Here is a 19730-nt window from a genome sequence, read left to right as displayed (position 1 = left end):
AATCATTCCGCTTGACTAACCGCATCCACTGCACTATCTTGAAAATAAGTACCATTTTTGCTCGGGAGGGTGATTCACCATGTTTCAAGCTGTTTCCTATGAAGGAACACGAAGCGAGCAGCACACCGCCGTCCTGGGACAGTTAAGTGCTCTGATCCGCGATGAACCTAGTGCGATTGCCAATCTGGCTAACGCTGCTGCGCTGCTCAATGTATTTCTAGCCGACACCAACTGGGTCGGATTCTATCTCTATGATGGAAAAGAACTGGTCCTCGGACCGTTCCAGGGATTGCCTGCCTGCATCCGTATTCCGCTTGGACGCGGAGTATGCGGCACATCTGCTGCGGAGAGACGTACAGTTGTTGTGGATGATGTGCATGCTTTTCCAGGCCATATTGCTTGTGATGCTGCATCCAATAGTGAGATCGTTGTTCCGATAATCAAAGACGGGCAATTATACGGGGTGCTTGATATCGACAGCCCTATCAAAAGCCGGTTTGACGATGAAGACCGCGTCTTCCTGGAAAAAGCGGTCAGCCTGCTCGTAGAGCAGCTGTAAACCGTCCGATTCATCGATCGTCCATTATGATGTATTCCAAATGAAGGACTCGTGCTCGCGTCCGCTCACCACAACGTGGTGATCTTTATATGTAATAAGCAAAAAGCGCAGCCTCTTTAACAGGTCTGCGCTTTTTGTTGCTATGTTCATACCGATGTTCTTGCCCGCCCATCTTAATTTATGCACCTAGAAGAGATCATGTGCCGCTTTAATAATCATTCCCTCTCGCAGATACTCAGCCAGTCTGGGATGATAACCATCATACATGCTTCGGAAATCATGATGCTCCACGTACAGATCAGCCAGATCCCTATAAATCTCAGGTGTAGGGGTGTAATATCCTTTAATCCATTCGAGATGTCTCCCAATAATCTGCTGCACCTCAGGGCTGCCGGGAGCGAGATCAAGCTCCATAGCCTGCTTCAGATCGAGATGGATCTGATCGATCTGGGCTTGGGAGTTCAGGAAATCCTCTTTGGATTTCAGCTCCATCCCCTCAGTAGGATGATCATTTGTCGGCACCGCTTCAAGAGAGTGCTCCGTCTCGCCAGCCTCGGGCAGCAAAGGATAACTTGTGTGTTGTACGAAGCCATTATACAGCTCGTGCGCTTCGATCTCCCGCTCTCCTTGCAGATACGAGACCGTTTTGTCCAGCGTCTGAATCAGGCCGTGCAGGCGCAGAGCCTCCTCCAGCAGCTGCATGCGATGCTGCTGCATTACACGCACGATCTCGAGAGAGTCCTCTTTGAGCATAGGGCCCATCTCTTTCTCCGGCACCCCTGCTTCCTTGCAGAACATAATTTGCTGAAGCTTCAGCAGCTCCCTTTTTTCATAATACATATCCTCATCCAGTCCGCGAAAAGCAGGGGTCAGAAGCCCCAGCTCCGCATAGTGACTTAACTCGTTCAAGCTCACACCGGACATGCCGGATACATCGGTCATCGAATACGCCATAATATCACCTCCTACTTCTAATGTGTGCTCCATATGCTCCTCTGCCACCTTCTTCTATTGCATCAACCTGATAAGATTAAATGAACACATTGTACATCCGTTATCTGTAAAATTCTCATTTCACATCTAATATCTATAAAGCTCATTTTGTATTTTGTATCTAATATCTACAGATCCTCATTTTAATCTAAAACTTCGTTCAGCTTGAACGCATACTGGAATCTGAAATTTGTATTTGTCCTTGATCCTCACCTAAAGAACGGACTCCTCAAGGTCAAGCTTGTGAGTATCTGAATCGATGAAGATTCACGGGCTAGAACAAATGCTTGCAGCAGATGTTACCTAATTAATACCCTTCTCCATCGATGTGAACCCGCAGTCACTGAACAATATGATGTATTTTTACAGACCAGCTTTGTAATCCTTTCTCTTTCCGTTATCTCATTCCAGGATCATGGAATCTGGATCGATGCCAAAAAATCCTGCACCCATAAGACAGATGCAGGATTACGTTACTATTGCAGTTAAAGGTTATCTTCCAGCGAAAAAACGCTTAATTTCTATTAAACATGACAAACTTCAGCTCGGTCATCTCTTCCGCTGCATACTTCACACCTTCACGCCCGATGCCGCTTTGCTTTACCCCGCCATAAGGCATATGATCCACACGGAATGTGGGAATATCATTAATCATGACACCGCCAGCTTCAATCTCATCTACGGCTCGAAGCGCCGTTTGAATGTCATTGGTGAACAAGCCTGCCTGAAGCCCGTACATGGAGTCATTGACATGCTGGATGCCCTCGTCCACCGAAGCGATCGGATTGATGATCACAATCGGCGCAAAAACCTCCTGACAGGATACCTTGGCATCACGCGGGACGTTCACCAGCACGGTTGGATGCAAAATGCCTCCTTGAGCTTCACCGCCTGCCGCAAGCACTGCACCTGCCTGCTTCGCTTCTTCGATCCACTCCAGTGTACGCCGCACATCCTTGGACGTAATGAGAGCAGAGACAGCGGTATCCTCATGCAGCGGATCACCTATAACCACCTGTTTGGCTGCTTCGGCAAAACGCTCTATGAATGGCTCGATAATATCCTGATGCACGTAAATACGCTGCAGCGATATGCATACTTGACCTTGATACGTAAAAGCCCCTGTCACACAACGCGGGATCACCTTGTGCAAATCAGCATCCTTGTCGATAATAACCGCCGCATTGGAGCCCAGCTCCAGCGTTACACGCTTGAGTCCTGCCTTGCCGCGAATACTTTTACCTACTGCGGGGCTGCCAGTAAACGTGATATATGCCACATCGGGATGTTCAACGAGCACATCACCAATGGTTTTGCCATCACCGCTCACCACATTCAGGGCTCCATCCGGCAGCCCGGCCTCTTGAAGCAGGCTGGCAATATAGTATGCAGACAGCGGTGTCTGCTCTGCAGGCTTCAGTACAATCGTATTCCCGGCAGCCAGTGCGGGTCCAACCTTGTGTGCTACCAGGTTCATGGGAAAATTAAAAGGTGTAATTGCACCGATGACTCCGAGCGGCTGACGCATGGTATAACCGATCCGGCCCTCGCCGCCTTTGGCTGCATCCATCGGGATTGTCTCACCAGTAAGCCTCTTCGCTTCTTCGGCGGCAAAACGGTAGGTCTCGATCGTGCGGTCAATCTCGGCTCTTGCCGCAGTGATCGGCTTTGCCGCCTCCAGTGCTACGATGCGAGCTGCTTCTTCTTTGCGGTCCTCCAGCATAGCGGACAGCTTGTACAGCAGCTCCGCACGTTGATGCGCAGGCATCTGACGCATCGTGCGGCGAGCCTGTACAGCCGCCGCAATAGCAGCCTCGGTCTCCTCTGCCGAGGCAGAAGCCACCTCTGCCAGCGTCTCACCGGAATACGGAGCCTGTAGTGTTGTATATTGTGTTGATTCGGTGTGCTTGCCGCCGATAAACAGATGTTGTTTTTTCATAAGCTGCATCCTCCATTCCTATTACTGTAATCCCTGCGTAACACCTACTCTAGTTATACACCATTTCAGACCCATCCACCCAGTTCGCGAACTGAAAGAACATTTGTATCCTGCTCCGTGCTGCACCATTGAGAATCGGATCCTAGGTGCACTTGTATGGCGAGATGTCAAGGTGCGGGGAAAGGAGGGAGAGTGATAGAACACAGCGCACTTGTCATGGGAAGCCCACAAGCTCAGAAGCTCAGGCCCCGGGTACATTTCTACGCTAACGATTCATAGAAACCTTATTCAGCCAGATATCGGGCCATCCAAATTCTAACGAATCCCAGCAGCCTTATTTCGTGCCAAAACACGATAATCGGCTACTTTCGAGGCGAAAAAGGCTAAATAACGTCAGTACGAATCGTTAGAATTTCAAAGTGCCATTTATCGGGGAAATAGGGTCTCCTGAGATCGTTAGAATTCGGGCGGGTTCACTACTTCAGCCCCTGGGAGTACTTTCTTACATGTGCACTCGCTGACTTCGCCACATCAGCTAGCTTAGCACGTACTCACTCATGCTCTGGCTCACTTACTTACCTCCGCACTTACATGCTAACTCACACATATGTGACGCAGCAGGGGGCGAAAAGGCGGTAAAAGATGCACTTCAGCAGGTTTCAAAATACGCCCTAGTTACCCCAAACACTTACTCCTCACTGACCCACAAACCTACATATGAACACATAACCACGCCACTTTTTCTCATACACATTCTCATACACTTCCGAATTTACCTTTTACACTCTTACCCTCACAAATCCCCCTTAAAATGCACCTGCACACTTACGCGCTTGAATACTTACGTAATTACGTAAGTACTCAGTTCACTTTCTAACCTGCGCCTCACATGCTCACCAGTTACTGCCTATTCACGCACCATAAGCTGCCGTTTATTTTACAGTCAGGACAGTACATTCCGCATGCTTCAACACGCCATGACTCACGCTGCCGACCACAATCTCTGCAAGCACACTTTTACCACCCGTACCCATCACAATCCATTCACAGGCCTGTTCACGTGCAGCCCGGCAGATTTCGGTTACAGGATCGCCTGCCACAAGCAGCGTCTCATAAGGCACACCGCGGTCAGCCAAACGTTTCTTCACAGGTTCTATAATATGTTTGCCCTCTTCGGCGATACGTTCCTCCAGATCCACCCCGAGGGCAGGCTCGTTAATCGAGATGGATGGATTCACATGCACGATTGTCAAACTCACCGGATGTTTCATTTGTTCAGCCAGCATGAGAGCCTGCTCCAAAGCTTTATTTGCATGATCCGAACCATCTACAGCCACCAATAACCGTTTCAGCATCTTACTTCCTCCAGTCTGTTTATAAGCACTATTTTTTGCTAGCTTCTTCCCCATAAAGTTCTGTTTCCATAATGTATCTGCAAAATCTGTGCCGTCTGCACATGAACTCCGATCAGCTGCGCGACGGTCTATGATACACATGCGGATTTATCAATGAGTGGTCATAGACGTATTTATCATTGAGTTATAATTGAAGCATTTTATCAAGCAACTGTGGTCAATGCCTTTATCAATGCGCTGTGATCGAAGCATCTATATCCCGCAGGTGACGACGACGCATCAGCAATACAGCAACGCCAATCAGCACCATCAGCGCTCCGAAATAAAACGGGGTTTCCGGCAAAAACCATTCAGACAGTTTCCCCGCAAGCCATGGCGCCAGCGCACCACCCATAAAACGTACAAAGCTGTACGCCGCAGATGCCACGGAACGCTCCACTGGAGCAGCCTCCATCACTGCTGTTGTAATCAGGGTATTGTTAATGCCGAGGAAAATACCAGCCACAATAACCGCAACGATAACGGTAACCGATGATCCCATCACTGTACCCACAGCCATCACCAGCAGGTCAAGAGCAAATAAGGTCAGCATCACACTCATGGATGGTACTGAACCAAACCGGCGCTGCAGCTTCGGTGCCACAAATACAGACGTAATGGCCAGCATCAAACCCCATCCGAAGAAAACATAGCCGAGACCATGCTCGTCAAGTTTCATGACATAAGGCGAATAAGCCATCAAGGTAAAGAAACCAAAGTTATACAAAAAGGCGGTAATCGCCAACGTTTTCAGTGAAGGGTAACCCAGTGCTTTGAACGGATCGGATAATGTGCTGCGCGTTTTGGGTTTAGCCATTTTGGGCAGCATAAACAGGATGCTGATAAACGCAATTGCCATCAATACCGCTACCCCGTAGAACGGGCCACGCCAGGAGATTGAGCCCAGCTCACCGCCAAGCAGTGGACCGACGGCAATTCCCAGACCGAGTGCTGCTTCGTATAAAATAATAGCCTTGGCCGTCCCCGATGTGGACAAGCCAACAATGGCTGATAGCGCGGTGGCAATGAACAAGGCATTCCCGAGTCCCCAGCCCCCGCGATAACCGACCAGCGCTCCGACGGTGTCAGACGTTCCGCCGAGGAACGAAAACACAATAATCAGCAGGATGCCGCTAAGTAGTGTCCATTTCACACCAATTCGGCTGGATACTACACCCGTAATCAGCATCGCAATCCCCGTTACCGCGTTGTAGCTGGTAAACAGCAGGGACACCTGGCTTTTGGAAGCATGCAGCTGATCTGCAATGGCTGGCAGGATCGGGTCTACCAGACCGAGTCCCATAAACGAGATGATACAGGCGAAGGCTACAGCCCAGACCGCACGGGGCTGGGATAGCAGACCTCCACGTGATGACGGCAGTTCGTCAGGCAGTGATGGTTCTCTTTTCATAAATTAATTCCTCCAAGGTTACATATTTGTTTGAACACTCATTCCGCAAGTATGAAAACAACTGAAAATTTCGGAATTATCCTTCCCCATTTTCATTAGAAAAGATACAAAAACGGCACAATAACACCGTCTATCCGGTGTGTGCCTCAACTTACCTATCCCTACTCCGCTCCCAGTCTCATAACCAGCAGCTTCAAGCAAAGTATTTCAACGTAGTAATGCAATCTATCTCAATCACAGTCGTAATGTATTCAATGTCAATGAATTACGAACTACCACGTTCATTACCAGCTTCATGCTCACCGTTCTGGCGAGTATGGCCCTGCAGCGTCTGAATGCCCGTTCTAACGCGCTCTCGCAGCTCCTGCAGTTCATGCTGTACGGCATGAATGCTATGAAGCTTCTGCTCCAGCAATCGCAGTTGGCCGTCCAGGGTTGCCTCCATCCGAGTGAGCTTTTCAACCCGCTCCTTTACCTCGGTTGTCTGCTGGTAGTCAAAGCGCTGCTCATTCAGCGCATCGGCTGTAGCAACATAGGCATGAAGCTCCTGAAGCGAGAAGCCCAGCACCTCCTTTGCCCGAACTACTTTTTTCAAATAATCGATGTCCTCCTGGGTATACAGCCGCGTACCTCCATCTGTCCGCTGAGGTGAAGGCATGACACCAATCTCTTCATAATATCGAATGGTACGTTTGGTCAATCCGCAGGCTTTGGCGACATCATCAATTTTGTACAAGCTCATGCGCCTCAACTCTTTTCATATGTCATTAATATTATGTACATAATTATATATAATATTAACGTTAACGTCAACGTAAGATTTTATACAATAGTATTCCTTCATCTGTTGTTTCTTATAAAATTTCTAAAATAGAAAAAGACCCGCCTGAGCGGATCTCTTTATCTCTACATTCAAATATAAGATTATGAATTTCTTGAATTTCTAAACTCCTTCGCTCTCGCTGGCCTGCTTGTCCTGTTTGTCCATCTCCCGCTGCATTTGCTTCAAACGTCCTTCCACCCGCGTGAACAGCCTGATCGTATAAAAGACGATTGCAATCAAACTCAGCACCAGTGCGCGCACATCGGTAAGCCAGAAACCAATAACACCAAAAGCGGTTATAATAAAACCAAACTGCATCATCAGAGCTGAGCCATACCGCTGTGCCTCTTCCCATAAAGCAGGGTGACTCATCGCCCGTGGTGTCCGATATCCATATATTCCGTTAATTTGTTTTGGCGGCTTCCTATACACCATCAATCCCAAAATGAAATAACATACTCCGCATATAATGCCCAACCATGCTCCTGCCAACATGCTCGCCCCTTCTCTTTAACGTACAACCATTATTATTCACCAGCCATTAAAAAGTAAAACGGCTCTACGTATATACGCAGAGCCGTGCTGTACGTTTCACATATTTTAGGGCGTGTCTGAAAACGCTGAAGAAAGCCAATTTTGCCGAATTTTTGTTCCAAGCAAGGAAGTTTCCCGCAGGCGTGCCGGGGCACGTCAAGGGAAAGTGACGTAGCAGGGGGTGAAAAGGGAGTAAAAGATGCACTTCAGTAGGTTTCAAGACACCCCTAAACGTCCTTGATCCGAAGAACACGCATCGCATTGAGCACAGCCAGCACCGTAACACCGACATCGGAGAATACGGCTTCCCACATCGTTGCGATCCCGAATACACCGAGCAGCAGGAAAATCACCTTAACCCCGAGTGCAAATCCGATGTTCTGCCAAACAATGCGGCGTGTACGCTTCGCAATGCGAATCGCACTGGCAAGCCTGGACGGTTCATCTGTCATAATGACCACGTCTGCCGCTTCAATTGCCGCATCCGAACCAAGCCCGCCCATGGCGACACCGACATCGGCACGGGCCAATACAGGTGTGTCGTTAATGCCGTCACCGACAAAGACCATTTTTTCCTTAGGCAATTTGTCTGCTTCCAGCTGCTCCAGCCGTTCAACTTTATCCTGCGGCAGCAATTCGGCATGAACCTCATCCACACCAAGCTGATGACCAACCGCTTCCCCGACCGCTCTCGAATCTCCCGTCAGCATCACTGTTTTGCGTATGCCCAGCTGCTTGAGCGCTTGGATGGCCGCTGCCGCATCCTGCTTCACTTCATCTGCAATGATAATGTGACCAACGTACTGCCCGGCTTCAGCAACATGCACGATTGTTCCCGCAGTTTGCGGCTTTGTATAAGCAATCCCAGCCTGTTCCATCAGCTTCGCGTTGCCTGCGAGCACTTCCTGTCCGTTCACCTGAACCTTGATTCCATGTCCGGCTACTTCATCGTATCCTTCCACACCTTGGGAAGGAATGTCTTTCCCCCATGCTGCACGAATAGACTCTGCGATCGGATGATTCGAGTTCGCTTCGGCAATCGCCGCCAGCCTCATTAATTCCTCTTCCGAACGCGCACCTTCAGGATACACCGCTGTGACCTTGAAAACACCTTTGGTCAGTGTTCCCGTTTTGTCGAACACCACCACTTTAACATCATTCAAAGCTTCCAGGTAATTGCTGCCTTTGACCAGAATACCGTTTCGCGAAGCAGCACCAATACCACCGAAGAAGCCCAGCGGAATGGATACAACCAGCGCACAAGGACAGGAGATCACAAGAAACACAAGCGCACGATAGATCCAGTCTGCAAACGTTGCACCGCTCAGCAGCAGCGGGGGAACCAAAGCGATGAGAGCCGCAAGAATGACTACAACCGGTGTGTAATACCGGGCAAACTTGCTAATAAAATGTTCCGTCTTCGCTTTGCGGCTGCTGGCGTTCTGCACCATGTCGAGAATTTTGGATACGGTCGATTCACCGAAGGTTTTGGTGACCTCGATCGTTAGCATGCCGTTTTTGTTCACAAAACCGCTGAGCGCATCACTACCCGGCTTCAGCTCCCGTGGAACGGATTCACCTGTCAGTGCTGACGTATCCACCATGGATTGACCTGCCTTAACGAGACCATCCAGAGGCACACGTTCCCCGGCCTTCACCACGATATGGTCACCAATGCGCACTTCTTCTGGAGAGACACGCTGTGTCTCTTCCCCTGCGCCCGTAAGCACATTGGCATAGTCCGGGCGAATATCCATCAGGGACTGGATTGATTTGCGTGAGCGATTAACCGCCATACCCTGGAACAGCTCACCGAGCTGATAGAACAGCATAACCGCAACACCTTCCGGGTATTCACCTATTGCAAACGCCCCTAGCGTCGCTATGGTCATCAGGAAATATTCGTCAAACACCTGACCACGGATGATGTTTTTGAAGGCCTGAAGCACGATATCGCCACCAGCGATAATGTAAGCTAACACGAACAGGGAAAGCTGCGCCCAGCCATCCAGCGGTGACCATATCGCTGCAGCAAGCAGCACTGAACCGGTCCCCAGACGAGTTAGCAGCGTTTTGGTCTGCCCCGCACCATGCTCATGCGAATGACCTGCGTGAGCATCATTGCTCTCCGCATCGCTATGTTCGTGACTGTGTTGGTGCGCATGGCTGTGATGTGTGTGATCATGTCCATGACCGTGATCATGTTCATGCGAGTGAGCATGGCTGTGATGCTCATGTGCCCCTGTTTCATGATCATGTGCATGGCTGCCATGGTCGTGCGTATGTCCAGGGGTATGCTGATGTCCATGATGCTGGTGGGTTCCAGAATGAGGCTGCTCTCCCCCCTGCTGTTCTTCACTATTGACGGTGGAAGCGCGTCCCAAGCCGCTTTGACCAGAGTAGCCCTGGCCTTTTTCCGAGATACGGATATGCGGCTCCAGTCGAAGCACCTTGCGTTTGGCTTCCTCCACCACCTGCTCATCCATATCGGAGGTCGTGTACATCGATAACGTCTTGGTGACAAAATTAACGGAGCATTCGCTAATGCCCTTGATTTTACTCACGCCATTTTCGATCTTGAGTGCACAGTTAGCACAATCCAGTCCATCCAGCAGCAGTTCCCTTTTCACCTGTTCCTGTCCGGTTCCCATGTGAATTCTCCCCTTTGCAGTCCGAAAAGCATATTTCATGTCATTACCATTCCAGATATTCGATATAATATATGAGCAATCATTCATATGTTCATTTAACCTATTATATGCACGTTCAAACGGGAGTGTCAACACGAGTTATTGATTTTGGATACAGAATATGCTAATAGTAATCATTTCGCTTTAGGCGTTTATTGGATATAATAGAGCTATCAGTTGTTAAACATAGGCGGTGATAAGAATGGAACAACCGGTTAAAGCTCCACATGAATGCGATGAGGCCTGCTCAGGCACAGAAGCCGATGTGCAAACCATTCGCACCTCTCTTATAGATCGGGAGACCTCTTCCGAGATGGCCGATTGGTTCAAAGCGTTTAGTGATCCGACACGTCTTCGTATTATTGATGCGCTGTTACAGAAGGAATTATGTGTACACGATCTGACCGTGCTGCTTGATATGGGTCAGTCAGCCATCTCCCATCAGCTGCGGTCTCTCCGCAATATGCGGATTGTGAAGCGGCGCAAGGAAGGCAAGACCGTGTACTACTCTCTGGATGATGCTCACATTGAGCAAATTTTCCTGCAAACGCTCCAGCATATCAAACACGGCTAGGCCACAGCCAGCCTGTACACACCAAAGAACCCCCGTCTCTCGGCACGCCGATGGATGGGGGTTCTTTGGTTGTAAGGGAACCGTTTTAAAAAACAGAATATCAACGATTTTTGAAGCAGAGCCTCACTCCCTACAGCAGCGTATTGTTGTTTGGATCATACAGACCCGATTTGTCCTTAAACAGATTGAAAATATGGGATACGACTACTTTAAGCACCGCATACCCCGGCACTGCAAGCAGCACGCCGACAACCCCGAACAAATTACCTGAAGTCAAAATGACAAAGATGATGGTAATCGGGTGAATTCGGAGAGTTTTACCCATAATCTGAGGCGAGATGAGCTTGCCTTCAATCAGTTGTACAATTGTCCATACGGCAATCATTTTCAGCAGCATCACTGGCGAAGTGACGATCGCAACGATGAGCGCAGGCGTAATGGCAATCGCAGGCCCCAGATAAGGAACAACGCTGGTGAAGGATGCAATAATCGCAAGAATCAAAGCGTAGTCCAGACCGATAATCATATATCCGATGTAGAGCAGCCCCCCGATACAGAAGCTGACGATAATCTGTCCACGAATGAACGAGCTGATCTGGTGGTTGATATCATGCAGCACATGCATGGCACCCGTACGACTTTTGATCGGCAGAAAAGATAAAATTTTGCTCGGTAGCTTCTTGCCGTCTTTGAGCAGATAGAACAGGATAAACGGCACCGTTACAATGGATAAGACCGTCTCGGTAAATGCACCCAGAAACCCTCCAAGCTTTGTCCATGTGGTGTCCAGAATCTCGGTTGCCTTCTGCGATAACGATCCCCAATAATCCTGCCAGTTAAGGTTAATCGCACCCTGAATCTGGTTGAACAGCTCACTTCCGGTTAACTCCTCAAATTGCTTCGTGACTGTCTCGCTGTACGCCGGGAAGTTTTCAATCAGCCCTGTGATCTGATTACGCAGCACCGGAATAACCGCAAGAATAATGACCGTAAGAATGCCCAGAATAATCAGGTACAGGATAAGCACACCCCAGCCCCGTTTGATTTTCCACTTTTCCATGACATCCACAAGCGGATTCAGCAGGTAGTACAAAATGCCCGACAGAATAATAGGGAGTACAATCGTTTTAATGAGCACTGCCAGCGGGTGAAACACAAAGGATACTTTGGTCAGAACCATAACGTTCAGTCCAACCAGCAGTAAAATTAACAGAAACAGCACAAATTTATTGTTAAGAAAAAATCGTTTGAACCGATCGGGCCAAACACGCGGTTGCTGCTCGGGTTGCTCCATAGGCTTGTCGTCCTCTCTCATATGTAACTTTCTTCATTTGCTGCTCGCCAACGGTTGAATACAGAATCTTCCTGCCTGACGAGTAGTATAGAACCTATACGCACCAGTTGCCAGCCAAATTATGTATAACACACATGACTTATACGTCTCACCCGTCCCGGCGTTTCATATTCGGCAAGTACCGTCATTTTACCCCAAAACGACCAACCTGCCTCAATAATATCCCTTGAAAAATTTTCCTGCATATAAAAACGGCCCGCCTCTCTCGGAGACGAACCGTCTGACTGCTGCCGAATGCTGTTTGCAACCGGCTGCCAAGCAAGTTATTATGCGTTTCCCGCAAGCTGCGCGATCAACTCGTATGAGTGCAGCCGGGCCTGATGATCATAGATCATTGACGTAATAATCAGCTCATCCGCCTGGGTCTGACGAATAAAGGATTCAAGCTGACCGCGCACCTTATCCGGCGAGCCGTTCACGGCTGCCTTCAGTGTCTGGGCCACTGCCGCTTGTTCTCGGTCGGTCCACTTGCCATCCATTACTGCTGGCGGCTGTACCAGTCCTGTCGTACCCCGAATGATGTTCAAAAACTGCTGCTGCATCGTTGTACCGAGCCACGCTGCTTCTTCATCCGTATCTGCTACCACCGCGTTTACGCCTACGATGACATAGGGCTCCTTCAGGTGCTCGGACGGCTGGAAGCTGCTGCGATACGTATCCAGAGCAATACGGGTATAATCCGGGGAGAAGTGGCTGGCAAAAGCAAAAGGCAATCCCAGCTGTCCTGCAAGACGTGCGCTGAAATCACTGGAGCCCAGCAGGTAAATCGGAATATTCAGCCCTTCTCCGGGCACCGCCCGGACCGGAGCATGATAAGATGTTGCCGAAGCATCAAAATATGCCCGCAGTTCTGCCAGCAGCTCGGGGAAATCCTCGCCACTGTTCAGGTCTTTGCGCAGGGCCAGTGATGTGCGGCGATCACTGCCAGGTGCGCGTCCAAGCCCCAGATCAATGCGGCCTGGATAGAGGGATTCGAGCGTACCGAACTGCTCAGCAATCACAAGCGGTGCATGGTTAGGCAGCATAATGCCTCCGGACCCTACACGAATGGTTTTCGTTCCTCCTGCCAGATGTCCAATCACCACAGATGTTGCAGATGACGCGATGCCAGGCATGTTGTGGTGCTCTGCCACCCAATAACGATGGTACCCCCAGCGCTCGGCATGCTGTGCAAGCTCCAGACTGTTGCGCAGGGCATCCGCAGGAGTCGATCCCACGACGACTGGTGCCAGATCAAGTACAGATAGTTTAACGTCCGTGATATGCTCTTTATGTTGAAGTTGGTGTTGCTTCTGTTCGTTATTCATGTATAATGATGCTCCTCTATGATTATATTTTTGTATATCCAGATATATAGATGTAAAAAGATAAAAAATAAACTTTAGCTCGAGGCTTGCTCCAGTTCCAGCTCATGCACATTACATCCCACATCCGTCCGTGACATCGATGGAAGCAGACTAAAACGGTGATGTTAAATGATTAAGTAAAGCCGTTCACATCCGGACGGAATTCCTGCTTGCTGCAATTGCATCCTGACTTCCGTTCCGGCATCCGGCTTATAACTCGTGCCGTACGTACTCCGCAAACGCCTGTATCGTTTCCTCGTTACGGCGATAGTACGTCCATTGTCCTCTGCGTTCCGATAACAGCAGTCCTGCCTTGAGCATCGTTAACAAATAACTGGAGATCACGGACTGAGCCAGTCCTGCCTTCAGTTGAATCGTGCCCACACATATGCCGCTCTTTCCGCCATCCGGATGCTGGGACAGCTCGAGCGGAGAGAAATGCTGCTCCGGGTTTTTCAGCCACAGCAGAATCTGTCTGCGCGTCTCGTTCGATAATGCTTTGAATATGAGTATAGGTTCCATGGCTCGATTATACCCCCTTTTGATCCTTTTGCCAAACGCCAGAAATAAACAAAGCCGACTCCTCAAGAGCCGGCCTGGTATTTCAGCTTCGCTGCTTCTATCTCAGAAACGGGTTGTTACCGCCTGTTTCACTTCATCCAGCATCGCCTGGTATGCGGCAGCATCAAGATATCCAATACCGCCGAAGAGCAGATGATCCACTGGCTCAATGCCTACAAAGTCAAAGATACCTGTGTCCGAAGTCAGCTTCAGTGCATTGGTCATTCCGATCTGATCATACACATCCTTTGGTGTTCCGTGTGTGCTGATCATCAGACCTTTTTTGCCAGTCAGAAGCTTCTCGATCCCTGCTGGACCTGATGCATAAGCGAAGCCGTAAGCGAACACCCGGTCAACATAGCCTTTCAAAATTGCTGGCAGACCTGTCCACCAGATCGGATAGATGAACGTAAGTGCATCCGCCTCTGTCACATACTGCTGTTCTGCTGCGATATCCTGCGGAGTCTGTCCTGCACGCATGGAAGCTGTATCGGCCTCCGTAAGCACCGGCTGGAAGCCCAGCTGATACAGATCACGTACAACAACCTCATGACCTTCTGCCTCCAAAGCAGTTACAGCAGTATTCAGGATGGCGTTGTTAAAGCTGTCTGTGTGTGGGTGTGCGTAGACGATAAGATGTTTCATAAATATATTCCTCCTTATTAGTTAAGTTGTACTAAAGATTTACACAATCCACTCCGATGACAGAACAACCTTCCAATCGCTGTTATCCCCAGATTTTTTGGATTCCCCTTTTCCAAAGGGAAAAATCCGGTGATAAAGGCGACCGCTCCGCTTTTTCAGGTTTTTTCTGTCCTCTCCGTTCACGTGTAAATAAATAGTTCAACTTATATAGTTAACAATATTAATTCTTGGTTTTCTAAAACTCTGGCTAAGCGGCCGTTTAATTATACATAGATATCTATGCAAAAGCTTAAAAAAATACCTTCTGCTCTCCTATAAAAATCAGGCAGAAGAACGAGCTGGCAAGACGGTTATAAAGTTATAGTTATAGCCGTCTCACTATCATGGACAGTAACTGCTCCAATTGCTCTGATTGTTCTTCGGACAGATCAGCATAGATGATCTGGTTGATCTGATCTGACACTTCGCGGAAAATCGGCTCCAGCCGCTTTCCTTGTTCCGTCAGACGAATCATGGTTACTCTGCTGTCATCAGCGCTCTTGCTGCGTTCCACATATCCCAGCTTCTCCAGCTTGTTCACAAGCACCGTAACTGTGGGCTGCGTTCGCTGCACACGTTCTGCCAGCATTTTAATGGATAACGTCTCTTCACGGTACAGAAACATCAGAACATCTCCATGAGAAGGAACAATTCCGGTAACCTCATGCTGCTCAAGTTCATGAACAATGCGTTTGTTCACGTGATCCCTGATCCGTGCAATCATTGCAAATGCGTTGTATTTTAACATAACTTCATTATACATAGATGTCTATGTATTTTCAACTGCTTTTTTAGAATGCATGACTATGTATACACAGACAGCTCTTGTTTCCATACACGACGGCATGCGAACAAGAGCTGCGTTTCGTTTCGCTGGTTGCGTTTAGTAATGCTTATTCAATCCATTGTGTAATCTGCTCAATAGACTTGCGTGATTTCTCCCGAGGGGGCTCCGCCGCACGATAACCAAAAGCAGCCATGACCGAAACATCCCATGCACCGTTCTCCAGCAGCCCGGCTTCCTCCAGAATACGATGCACCTCGGCATAGTTGAAGCCCTCAATTGGACATGAATCAATGCCAATCTGAGCCGCAGCAGTCATCATATTGCTCAATGCAATGTATGTCTGCTTGGAGGCCCAGTCCAGCAACGTTTTTGGATTTTGCAGCAAACCCTGATTGTTCTGGAACTTGCCGAAAGCCGCACTCGTCAGCTCAAATACATCATCGGGCATACCCTTGATCTCTTTCAGCATGTATTCTGCATAAGGCGAGTTGTAGCTTGCATCCGTCCGGGCCAAAATAACGATAAAATGGCTGGCTGTTGCCAGCTGCTTCTGTGCACCGGAGGATACCTCGGATAACCGCTGACGGAATTCCGGATTTTGCACGATCAGAAACTTCCATGGCTCGAATCCAATGGAACTTGGTGATAAACGGCCTGTCTCCAGAATAAACGCAAAGTCCTCTTCTGTTATTTTACGCGATACATCAAATTGTTTCGTTGCATGACGGAATTGGAATGCCTGCAAAATCTCTTCTTTTCTCTTGGCACGTTCAGTATTATCCATTCTCCCACGTCCTTTATCTGTATTTAAATATAAACTAATCAAAACAGAAACTAGCTCTATAATGCTCGCTTGAATCACAAACACCTGATATTAGTTTAGTATTTATATTCACTGTTTGGAAGTAGGCTCTTCTCTAGTGACCATAGTAACACGGCCATCTTCCTTATATCGAACCTGAAAAACATCCTGATCTGCATTACGCTTAAATATAACTGTACCCAAATCCTCAGGATTTCTGTGCAGCTTATAGTCTTCTAGGTCAACTTTGAAAATAACACTCAAAAACGGGCCGATCTCTTTTCTAAGAAGGCTCTCTTCCATATTCAGTAATCGCTCCTGATAAGCCTCCATTTGTTCGGGGCTGCTTATTTGCGGCTGCCCATAATCATTAGCATCTGCCACGATGAATCTCCGTCCATTTGATGTTTCTGTGATTTTCACAAAATAATTATCATTAAAAGAGAAGAAAGTTGAATCTTCTCCAATCTCATCATCTTTATCTCGACTAGCGTGTTCCAGATATAAGTTAGGCTTACCTGAGAATGCCCCTATTGCTTTCTTGGCATGCGCAAGTGCTGTTTGAGGTATCTGATCGGATCTTAGCTCTCCCGCAACGGAGAGTGCCTTATCCTGCTTCCAGGTAATCCCTCCGTAGCTGATATCATCGCCTAACTCCAATACAGTATAGACCGTTGGCACGACTTCCCCCTGCTTCATATTCACCAATCTTTTAACCCGCTCAGGTTTAAGCGTTGGAATGCTGCCGATGCTCTCCAGAAGTGATGGAACTTGACGTAAATACCGATGCTCCAGCTTACTCGGCTGCAGCTCGGCCCTCATCTGCACTTCACGAAGATTCCCTGTCTTGGCATCCAGCCAGATTTGGGCGTAATCCGCATCCTTCTCCTGACCTGCCTCAATGTAAATCCGGCCAGACACCGGCAGCTCCTGCACCTTGGTAATACGCAGTTGTTTGCCCAGATCATCTCTCAGCGTTACTGCAATATTTTTTTTCATTTTATCGGTGAGTATATCCACATTCAAGTGATCTGAGAACAGCAGCGCCGAAGCCGGATGAATCTGTTCTATGAACGGTTGAGCCAGTTGTCCGTCATCCCAGTTCCACAGGAACATACCGCCTGCAATCACCAGTACGCCCATACTTGCAGCAAGGATACCTCTATGGATTTTGCTAAGACGCTTATGGCTTGATACATCTTGCGTTGTATTTATCGTTGATTTAATAGCTCTATTGGTTGTTTCATAGTTGGTTTTATCGGTAACTCTATCTGCAGATCTTCTGGATAAACCCAACCGGCTCCATGCTGAAGCTGATCGGCTTATTTTCTTTTCTTCACTGATCGCCGATTGTATTCTTTCCACTCGCTGCATCACATGATATTTATGTTCTTCTGTAAAAGGAGACGCCGCAAATGGCCCTTTACGAATTTCCTCTTCCCACTTCGCATCCTCATGTTTCATTCGATCATCTCCTCCCACTGCTTGCGCACCTTATTTTTAGCTCTGGATAACCGCGATTTGACCGTACCTTGACTGATGCCTAACATGTCTGCAATCTCCACGGTTGTAAGTTCATACCTCACATGCAGTAAAAGAATCTCCCGAAACTTCTCCGGCAGCGCCAGTACGATATTCCAGATTTCATGCATACGCGCTTTACGTATAACCTCCACTTCCGCAGACGGGTGGGAAGCTGATTTTTGTGGCATCATCTGTCTTAAACCAGGGCTTGGCGATTCCGAGTCCAGTGATAACGTCTCTCCCCATAAACTGCTTCGAAAAAATCGGGATTTGCGATATGTAAATGTCGTATTTCTGGTGATCGTCAGCAACCATGTCTTGATCGAGCAATCTCCCCGATAGTTTGCGATCCCTGTGTATGCCCGGACAAACACTTCCTGTGACAAATCATCTGCCTGCTCCATATTTCTAGTTAAAAAATAAACATAATTCCATACATCATTGCCGTAATCGTCCATCAAGCTGGCAAGTGTGTCATTGTCGATGTTCTGGGCCTCTGCCAGAAATGAATAGTCCAACGAAAGCTCACCTCACTTAATAAGACTAACTCAGTTGTCACTTGGTTCCCTAATTTACACACTAATTTTATATTTTAGCGAAAATAAAAAATAGCATGTCCAAACACACGGAATACGCCGGGTGTGTGGCTTGCCGTACCGCTGTCTGAACTAACAGCTATAGCCGTGTATTATACCCTTACTTATCCGATAAGCAGGTTAGATCCTGAGTACACATAATAGATTTTAAATTAACGTATATAGATATAGCCCTGCTTGGTCTACATAGATTGGGCAGGTTTTTTGGATGCTTATAGTAAATCTAATCAGAACCAAATAACGCACCGTTTATTACTATTAACAGCAACTTGGAACCTAAAGCTATAGAGATTGTGAATGATATATGAATAAAGTATATATTTAACAAAAATAGTATATAAATTTGTTAAATAAAGTATGGTTTTATTGTCAAACTAATACGGTGCCAGATCTCCCCTCACTTTTATCCTAGGAAATGACTGTGAGGAAAGCTATTGGGAGTATGATTTATCTCAATTTTTATAAATGAAAAGGAGATGTTTGATGTGAAAAAATATCAAAAAACTACAATTTCAGCTCTCTCTGCTCCTAGCATCTGTTCCAGCAGTATTGGCTGATGAAACGTCTCCCCCTGCAATTCCTTCACAAGATGCTCAGATAAAACAGGAACAAGAAGCTAGTATTTTTGCCCAGAACTATTTAGTAGAGTATTTCGATGGGGGTTACTCAACAGATATATATTTAAGCGGGAATGTCACGTTTACTTTTCTTCCTCGAACAACTGGAGAATATGTCTTTAAAGTTGAAGATATGAGTGGAAATTTGAAAGGTGATGGACGAGTAATCGCATCAGACTTGACAACGAAAACCATCACTTTAGGGAATCTGTATGGTTACCATAAAATCGTAGCGTATTCGCCTAATGGTGGGGGTGGAGATTACCGAATTCATTTTTAAAATATACTAAGTCGTAGGAATCAAACTGTATTTGTATACTGATGAAATGTCATACAGTGCGAGAAAAGACTTATCGGGTTTCACTCCATTCTTTATATGCAATGTAGCTTAAACATAAAACAAAAAAAGACACACTTGATATCAAGTGTGTCTTTAGATTGCTTGGCGGCGTCCTACTCTCCCAGGACCCTGCGGTCCAAGTACCATCGGCGCTAGAGGGCTTAACGGTCGTGTTCGGGATGGGTACGTGTGGAACCCCTCC

Annotated in this window: 18 protein-coding genes and 1 rRNA gene; 3 read left to right on the top strand and 16 right to left on the bottom strand. The window is 47.7% G+C overall.

Annotated elements, in window-relative coordinates; all coding sequences use genetic code 11:
* Positions 1-79 precede the first annotated feature (79 nt).
* Entirely contained in the window at positions 80-559 is a 480-nt protein-coding gene (msrC, locus tag IEW26_RS29775) for a free L-methionine (R)-S-oxide reductase MsrC (RefSeq protein WP_188594979.1), read from the top strand.
* 186 nt (positions 560-745) lie between these two features.
* On the opposite strand, the gene IEW26_RS29770 is transcribed toward msrC, so the two are convergent.
* The 7 genes from IEW26_RS29770 to IEW26_RS29740 all read right to left on the bottom strand — a co-directional run bounded on the left by IEW26_RS29770 (position 746) and on the right by IEW26_RS29740 (position 10304).
* Positions 746-1513 carry a MerR family transcriptional regulator gene (locus tag IEW26_RS29770; RefSeq protein ID WP_188594978.1) on the bottom strand — a complete coding sequence of 256 codons (768 nt, stop codon included), beginning with the start codon at positions 1511-1513 and terminating at the stop codon, positions 746-748.
* 553 nt (positions 1514-2066) lie between these two features.
* On the bottom strand, positions 2067-3491 hold the full coding sequence (locus tag IEW26_RS29765; RefSeq protein WP_188594977.1) for an aldehyde dehydrogenase family protein: 1425 nt from the start codon (positions 3489-3491) through the stop codon (positions 2067-2069).
* A gap of 932 nt (positions 3492-4423) precedes the next feature.
* Positions 4424-4846 (bottom strand): universal stress protein, encoded by a 423-nt coding sequence (locus IEW26_RS29760; RefSeq protein WP_188594976.1) that lies wholly within the window; start codon positions 4844-4846, stop codon positions 4424-4426.
* Positions 4847-5075: 229 nt separating this feature from the next.
* Positions 5076-6296, bottom strand: coding sequence for an MFS transporter (locus IEW26_RS29755; protein ID WP_188594975.1), 1221 nt, complete (start codon positions 6294-6296; stop codon positions 5076-5078).
* 265 nt (positions 6297-6561) lie between these two features.
* Positions 6562-7038 carry a MerR family transcriptional regulator gene (locus tag IEW26_RS29750; RefSeq protein ID WP_188594974.1) on the bottom strand — a complete coding sequence of 159 codons (477 nt, stop codon included), beginning with the start codon at positions 7036-7038 and terminating at the stop codon, positions 6562-6564.
* Between the two features lie 201 nt (positions 7039-7239).
* The gene (locus IEW26_RS29745) at positions 7240-7614 is read right to left on the bottom strand and encodes an SdpI family protein (protein ID WP_145406345.1); all 375 of its coding nucleotides are present in this window, start codon (positions 7612-7614) and stop codon (positions 7240-7242) included.
* Positions 7615-7880: 266 nt separating this feature from the next.
* On the bottom strand, positions 7881-10304 hold the full coding sequence (locus tag IEW26_RS29740; RefSeq protein WP_188594973.1) for a heavy metal translocating P-type ATPase: 2424 nt from the start codon (positions 10302-10304) through the stop codon (positions 7881-7883).
* A 241-nt stretch (positions 10305-10545) separates the two neighbouring features.
* Between IEW26_RS29740 and IEW26_RS29735 the strand changes: the two genes are divergently transcribed.
* Entirely contained in the window at positions 10546-10917 is a 372-nt protein-coding gene (locus tag IEW26_RS29735) for an ArsR/SmtB family transcription factor (protein ID WP_111272642.1), read from the top strand.
* 130 nt (positions 10918-11047) lie between these two features.
* Here the strand turns inward: IEW26_RS29735 and IEW26_RS29730 are convergent, their stop codons facing one another.
* The 8 genes from IEW26_RS29730 to IEW26_RS29695 all read right to left on the bottom strand — a co-directional run bounded on the left by IEW26_RS29730 (position 11048) and on the right by IEW26_RS29695 (position 18493).
* Entirely contained in the window at positions 11048-12211 is a 1164-nt protein-coding gene (locus IEW26_RS29730) for an AI-2E family transporter (protein WP_111272643.1), read from the bottom strand.
* 326 nt (positions 12212-12537) lie between these two features.
* Positions 12538-13578: an LLM class flavin-dependent oxidoreductase gene (locus tag IEW26_RS29725; RefSeq protein WP_145406346.1), complete on the bottom strand. Its 1041-nt coding sequence runs from the start codon at positions 13576-13578 to the stop codon at positions 12538-12540.
* Between the two features lie 249 nt (positions 13579-13827).
* A complete protein-coding gene (locus IEW26_RS29720; protein WP_110899609.1) occupies positions 13828-14139 on the bottom strand; it encodes an ArsR/SmtB family transcription factor in 312 nt (103 codons plus the stop codon).
* Positions 14140-14241: 102 nt separating this feature from the next.
* Positions 14242-14823 carry an NAD(P)H-dependent oxidoreductase gene (locus IEW26_RS29715; RefSeq protein WP_188594972.1) on the bottom strand — a complete coding sequence of 194 codons (582 nt, stop codon included), beginning with the start codon at positions 14821-14823 and terminating at the stop codon, positions 14242-14244.
* A gap of 364 nt (positions 14824-15187) precedes the next feature.
* Positions 15188-15562 carry a MarR family winged helix-turn-helix transcriptional regulator gene (locus tag IEW26_RS29710; RefSeq protein WP_308423585.1) on the bottom strand — a complete coding sequence of 125 codons (375 nt, stop codon included), beginning with the start codon at positions 15560-15562 and terminating at the stop codon, positions 15188-15190.
* Between the two features lie 193 nt (positions 15563-15755).
* Positions 15756-16433: an NAD(P)H-dependent oxidoreductase gene (locus IEW26_RS29705; protein ID WP_188594971.1), complete on the bottom strand. Its 678-nt coding sequence runs from the start codon at positions 16431-16433 to the stop codon at positions 15756-15758.
* A 108-nt stretch (positions 16434-16541) separates the two neighbouring features.
* The gene (locus IEW26_RS29700; protein ID WP_188594970.1) at positions 16542-17915 is read right to left on the bottom strand and encodes a hypothetical protein; all 1374 of its coding nucleotides are present in this window, start codon (positions 17913-17915) and stop codon (positions 16542-16544) included.
* Complete coding sequence (locus IEW26_RS29695) at positions 17912-18493, bottom strand: RNA polymerase sigma factor (RefSeq protein ID WP_188594969.1); 582 nt, start codon at positions 18491-18493, stop codon at positions 17912-17914. The genes IEW26_RS29700 and IEW26_RS29695 overlap by 4 nt, the downstream gene beginning before the upstream one ends.
* Before the next feature lie 627 nt (positions 18494-19120).
* Between IEW26_RS29695 and IEW26_RS29690 the strand changes: the two genes are divergently transcribed.
* The gene (locus IEW26_RS29690) at positions 19121-19468 is read left to right on the top strand and encodes a hypothetical protein (RefSeq protein ID WP_188594968.1); all 348 of its coding nucleotides are present in this window, start codon (positions 19121-19123) and stop codon (positions 19466-19468) included.
* 160 nt (positions 19469-19628) lie between these two features.
* On the opposite strand, the gene rrf is transcribed toward IEW26_RS29690, so the two are convergent.
* Positions 19629-19730: ribosomal RNA gene (gene rrf, locus IEW26_RS29685) — 5S ribosomal RNA — on the bottom strand; the annotation flags it as partial.

The organism is Paenibacillus silvae (assembly GCF_014639235.1).
Taxonomy (GTDB): domain Bacteria; phylum Bacillota; class Bacilli; order Paenibacillales; family Paenibacillaceae; genus Paenibacillus; species Paenibacillus silvae.
Note: the sequence above shows the minus strand (reverse complement) of the source record. Positions and strands in the feature narration are given on the sequence as shown.

Bases quoted from the DNA above. Each gene is read 5' to 3' on its own strand.
- msrC (WP_188594979.1), top strand. From the start codon at position 80: ATGTTTCAAGCTGTTTCCTATGAAGGAACACGAAGCGAGCAGCACACC.
- IEW26_RS29770 (WP_188594978.1), bottom strand. From the start codon at position 1,513: ATGGCGTATTCGATGACCGATGTATCCGGCATGTCCGGTGTGAGCTTG.
- IEW26_RS29765 (WP_188594977.1), bottom strand. From the start codon at position 3,491: ATGAAAAAACAACATCTGTTTATCGGCGGCAAGCACACCGAATCAACA.
- IEW26_RS29760 (WP_188594976.1), bottom strand. From the start codon at position 4,846: ATGCTGAAACGGTTATTGGTGGCTGTAGATGGTTCGGATCATGCAAAT.
- IEW26_RS29755 (WP_188594975.1), bottom strand. From the start codon at position 6,296: ATGAAAAGAGAACCATCACTGCCTGACGAACTGCCGTCATCACGTGGA.
- IEW26_RS29750 (WP_188594974.1), bottom strand. From the start codon at position 7,038: ATGAGCTTGTACAAAATTGATGATGTCGCCAAAGCCTGCGGATTGACC.
- IEW26_RS29745 (WP_145406345.1), bottom strand. From the start codon at position 7,614: ATGTTGGCAGGAGCATGGTTGGGCATTATATGCGGAGTATGTTATTTC.
- IEW26_RS29740 (WP_188594973.1), bottom strand. From the start codon at position 10,304: ATGGGAACCGGACAGGAACAGGTGAAAAGGGAACTGCTGCTGGATGGA.
- IEW26_RS29735 (WP_111272642.1), top strand. From the start codon at position 10,546: ATGGAACAACCGGTTAAAGCTCCACATGAATGCGATGAGGCCTGCTCA.
- IEW26_RS29730 (WP_111272643.1), bottom strand. From the start codon at position 12,211: ATGGAGCAACCCGAGCAGCAACCGCGTGTTTGGCCCGATCGGTTCAAA.
- IEW26_RS29725 (WP_145406346.1), bottom strand. From the start codon at position 13,578: ATGAATAACGAACAGAAGCAACACCAACTTCAACATAAAGAGCATATC.
- IEW26_RS29720 (WP_110899609.1), bottom strand. From the start codon at position 14,139: ATGGAACCTATACTCATATTCAAAGCATTATCGAACGAGACGCGCAGA.
- IEW26_RS29715 (WP_188594972.1), bottom strand. From the start codon at position 14,823: ATGAAACATCTTATCGTCTACGCACACCCACACACAGACAGCTTTAAC.
- IEW26_RS29705 (WP_188594971.1), bottom strand. From the start codon at position 16,433: ATGGATAATACTGAACGTGCCAAGAGAAAAGAAGAGATTTTGCAGGCA.
- IEW26_RS29700 (WP_188594970.1), bottom strand. From the start codon at position 17,915: ATGAAACATGAGGATGCGAAGTGGGAAGAGGAAATTCGTAAAGGGCCA.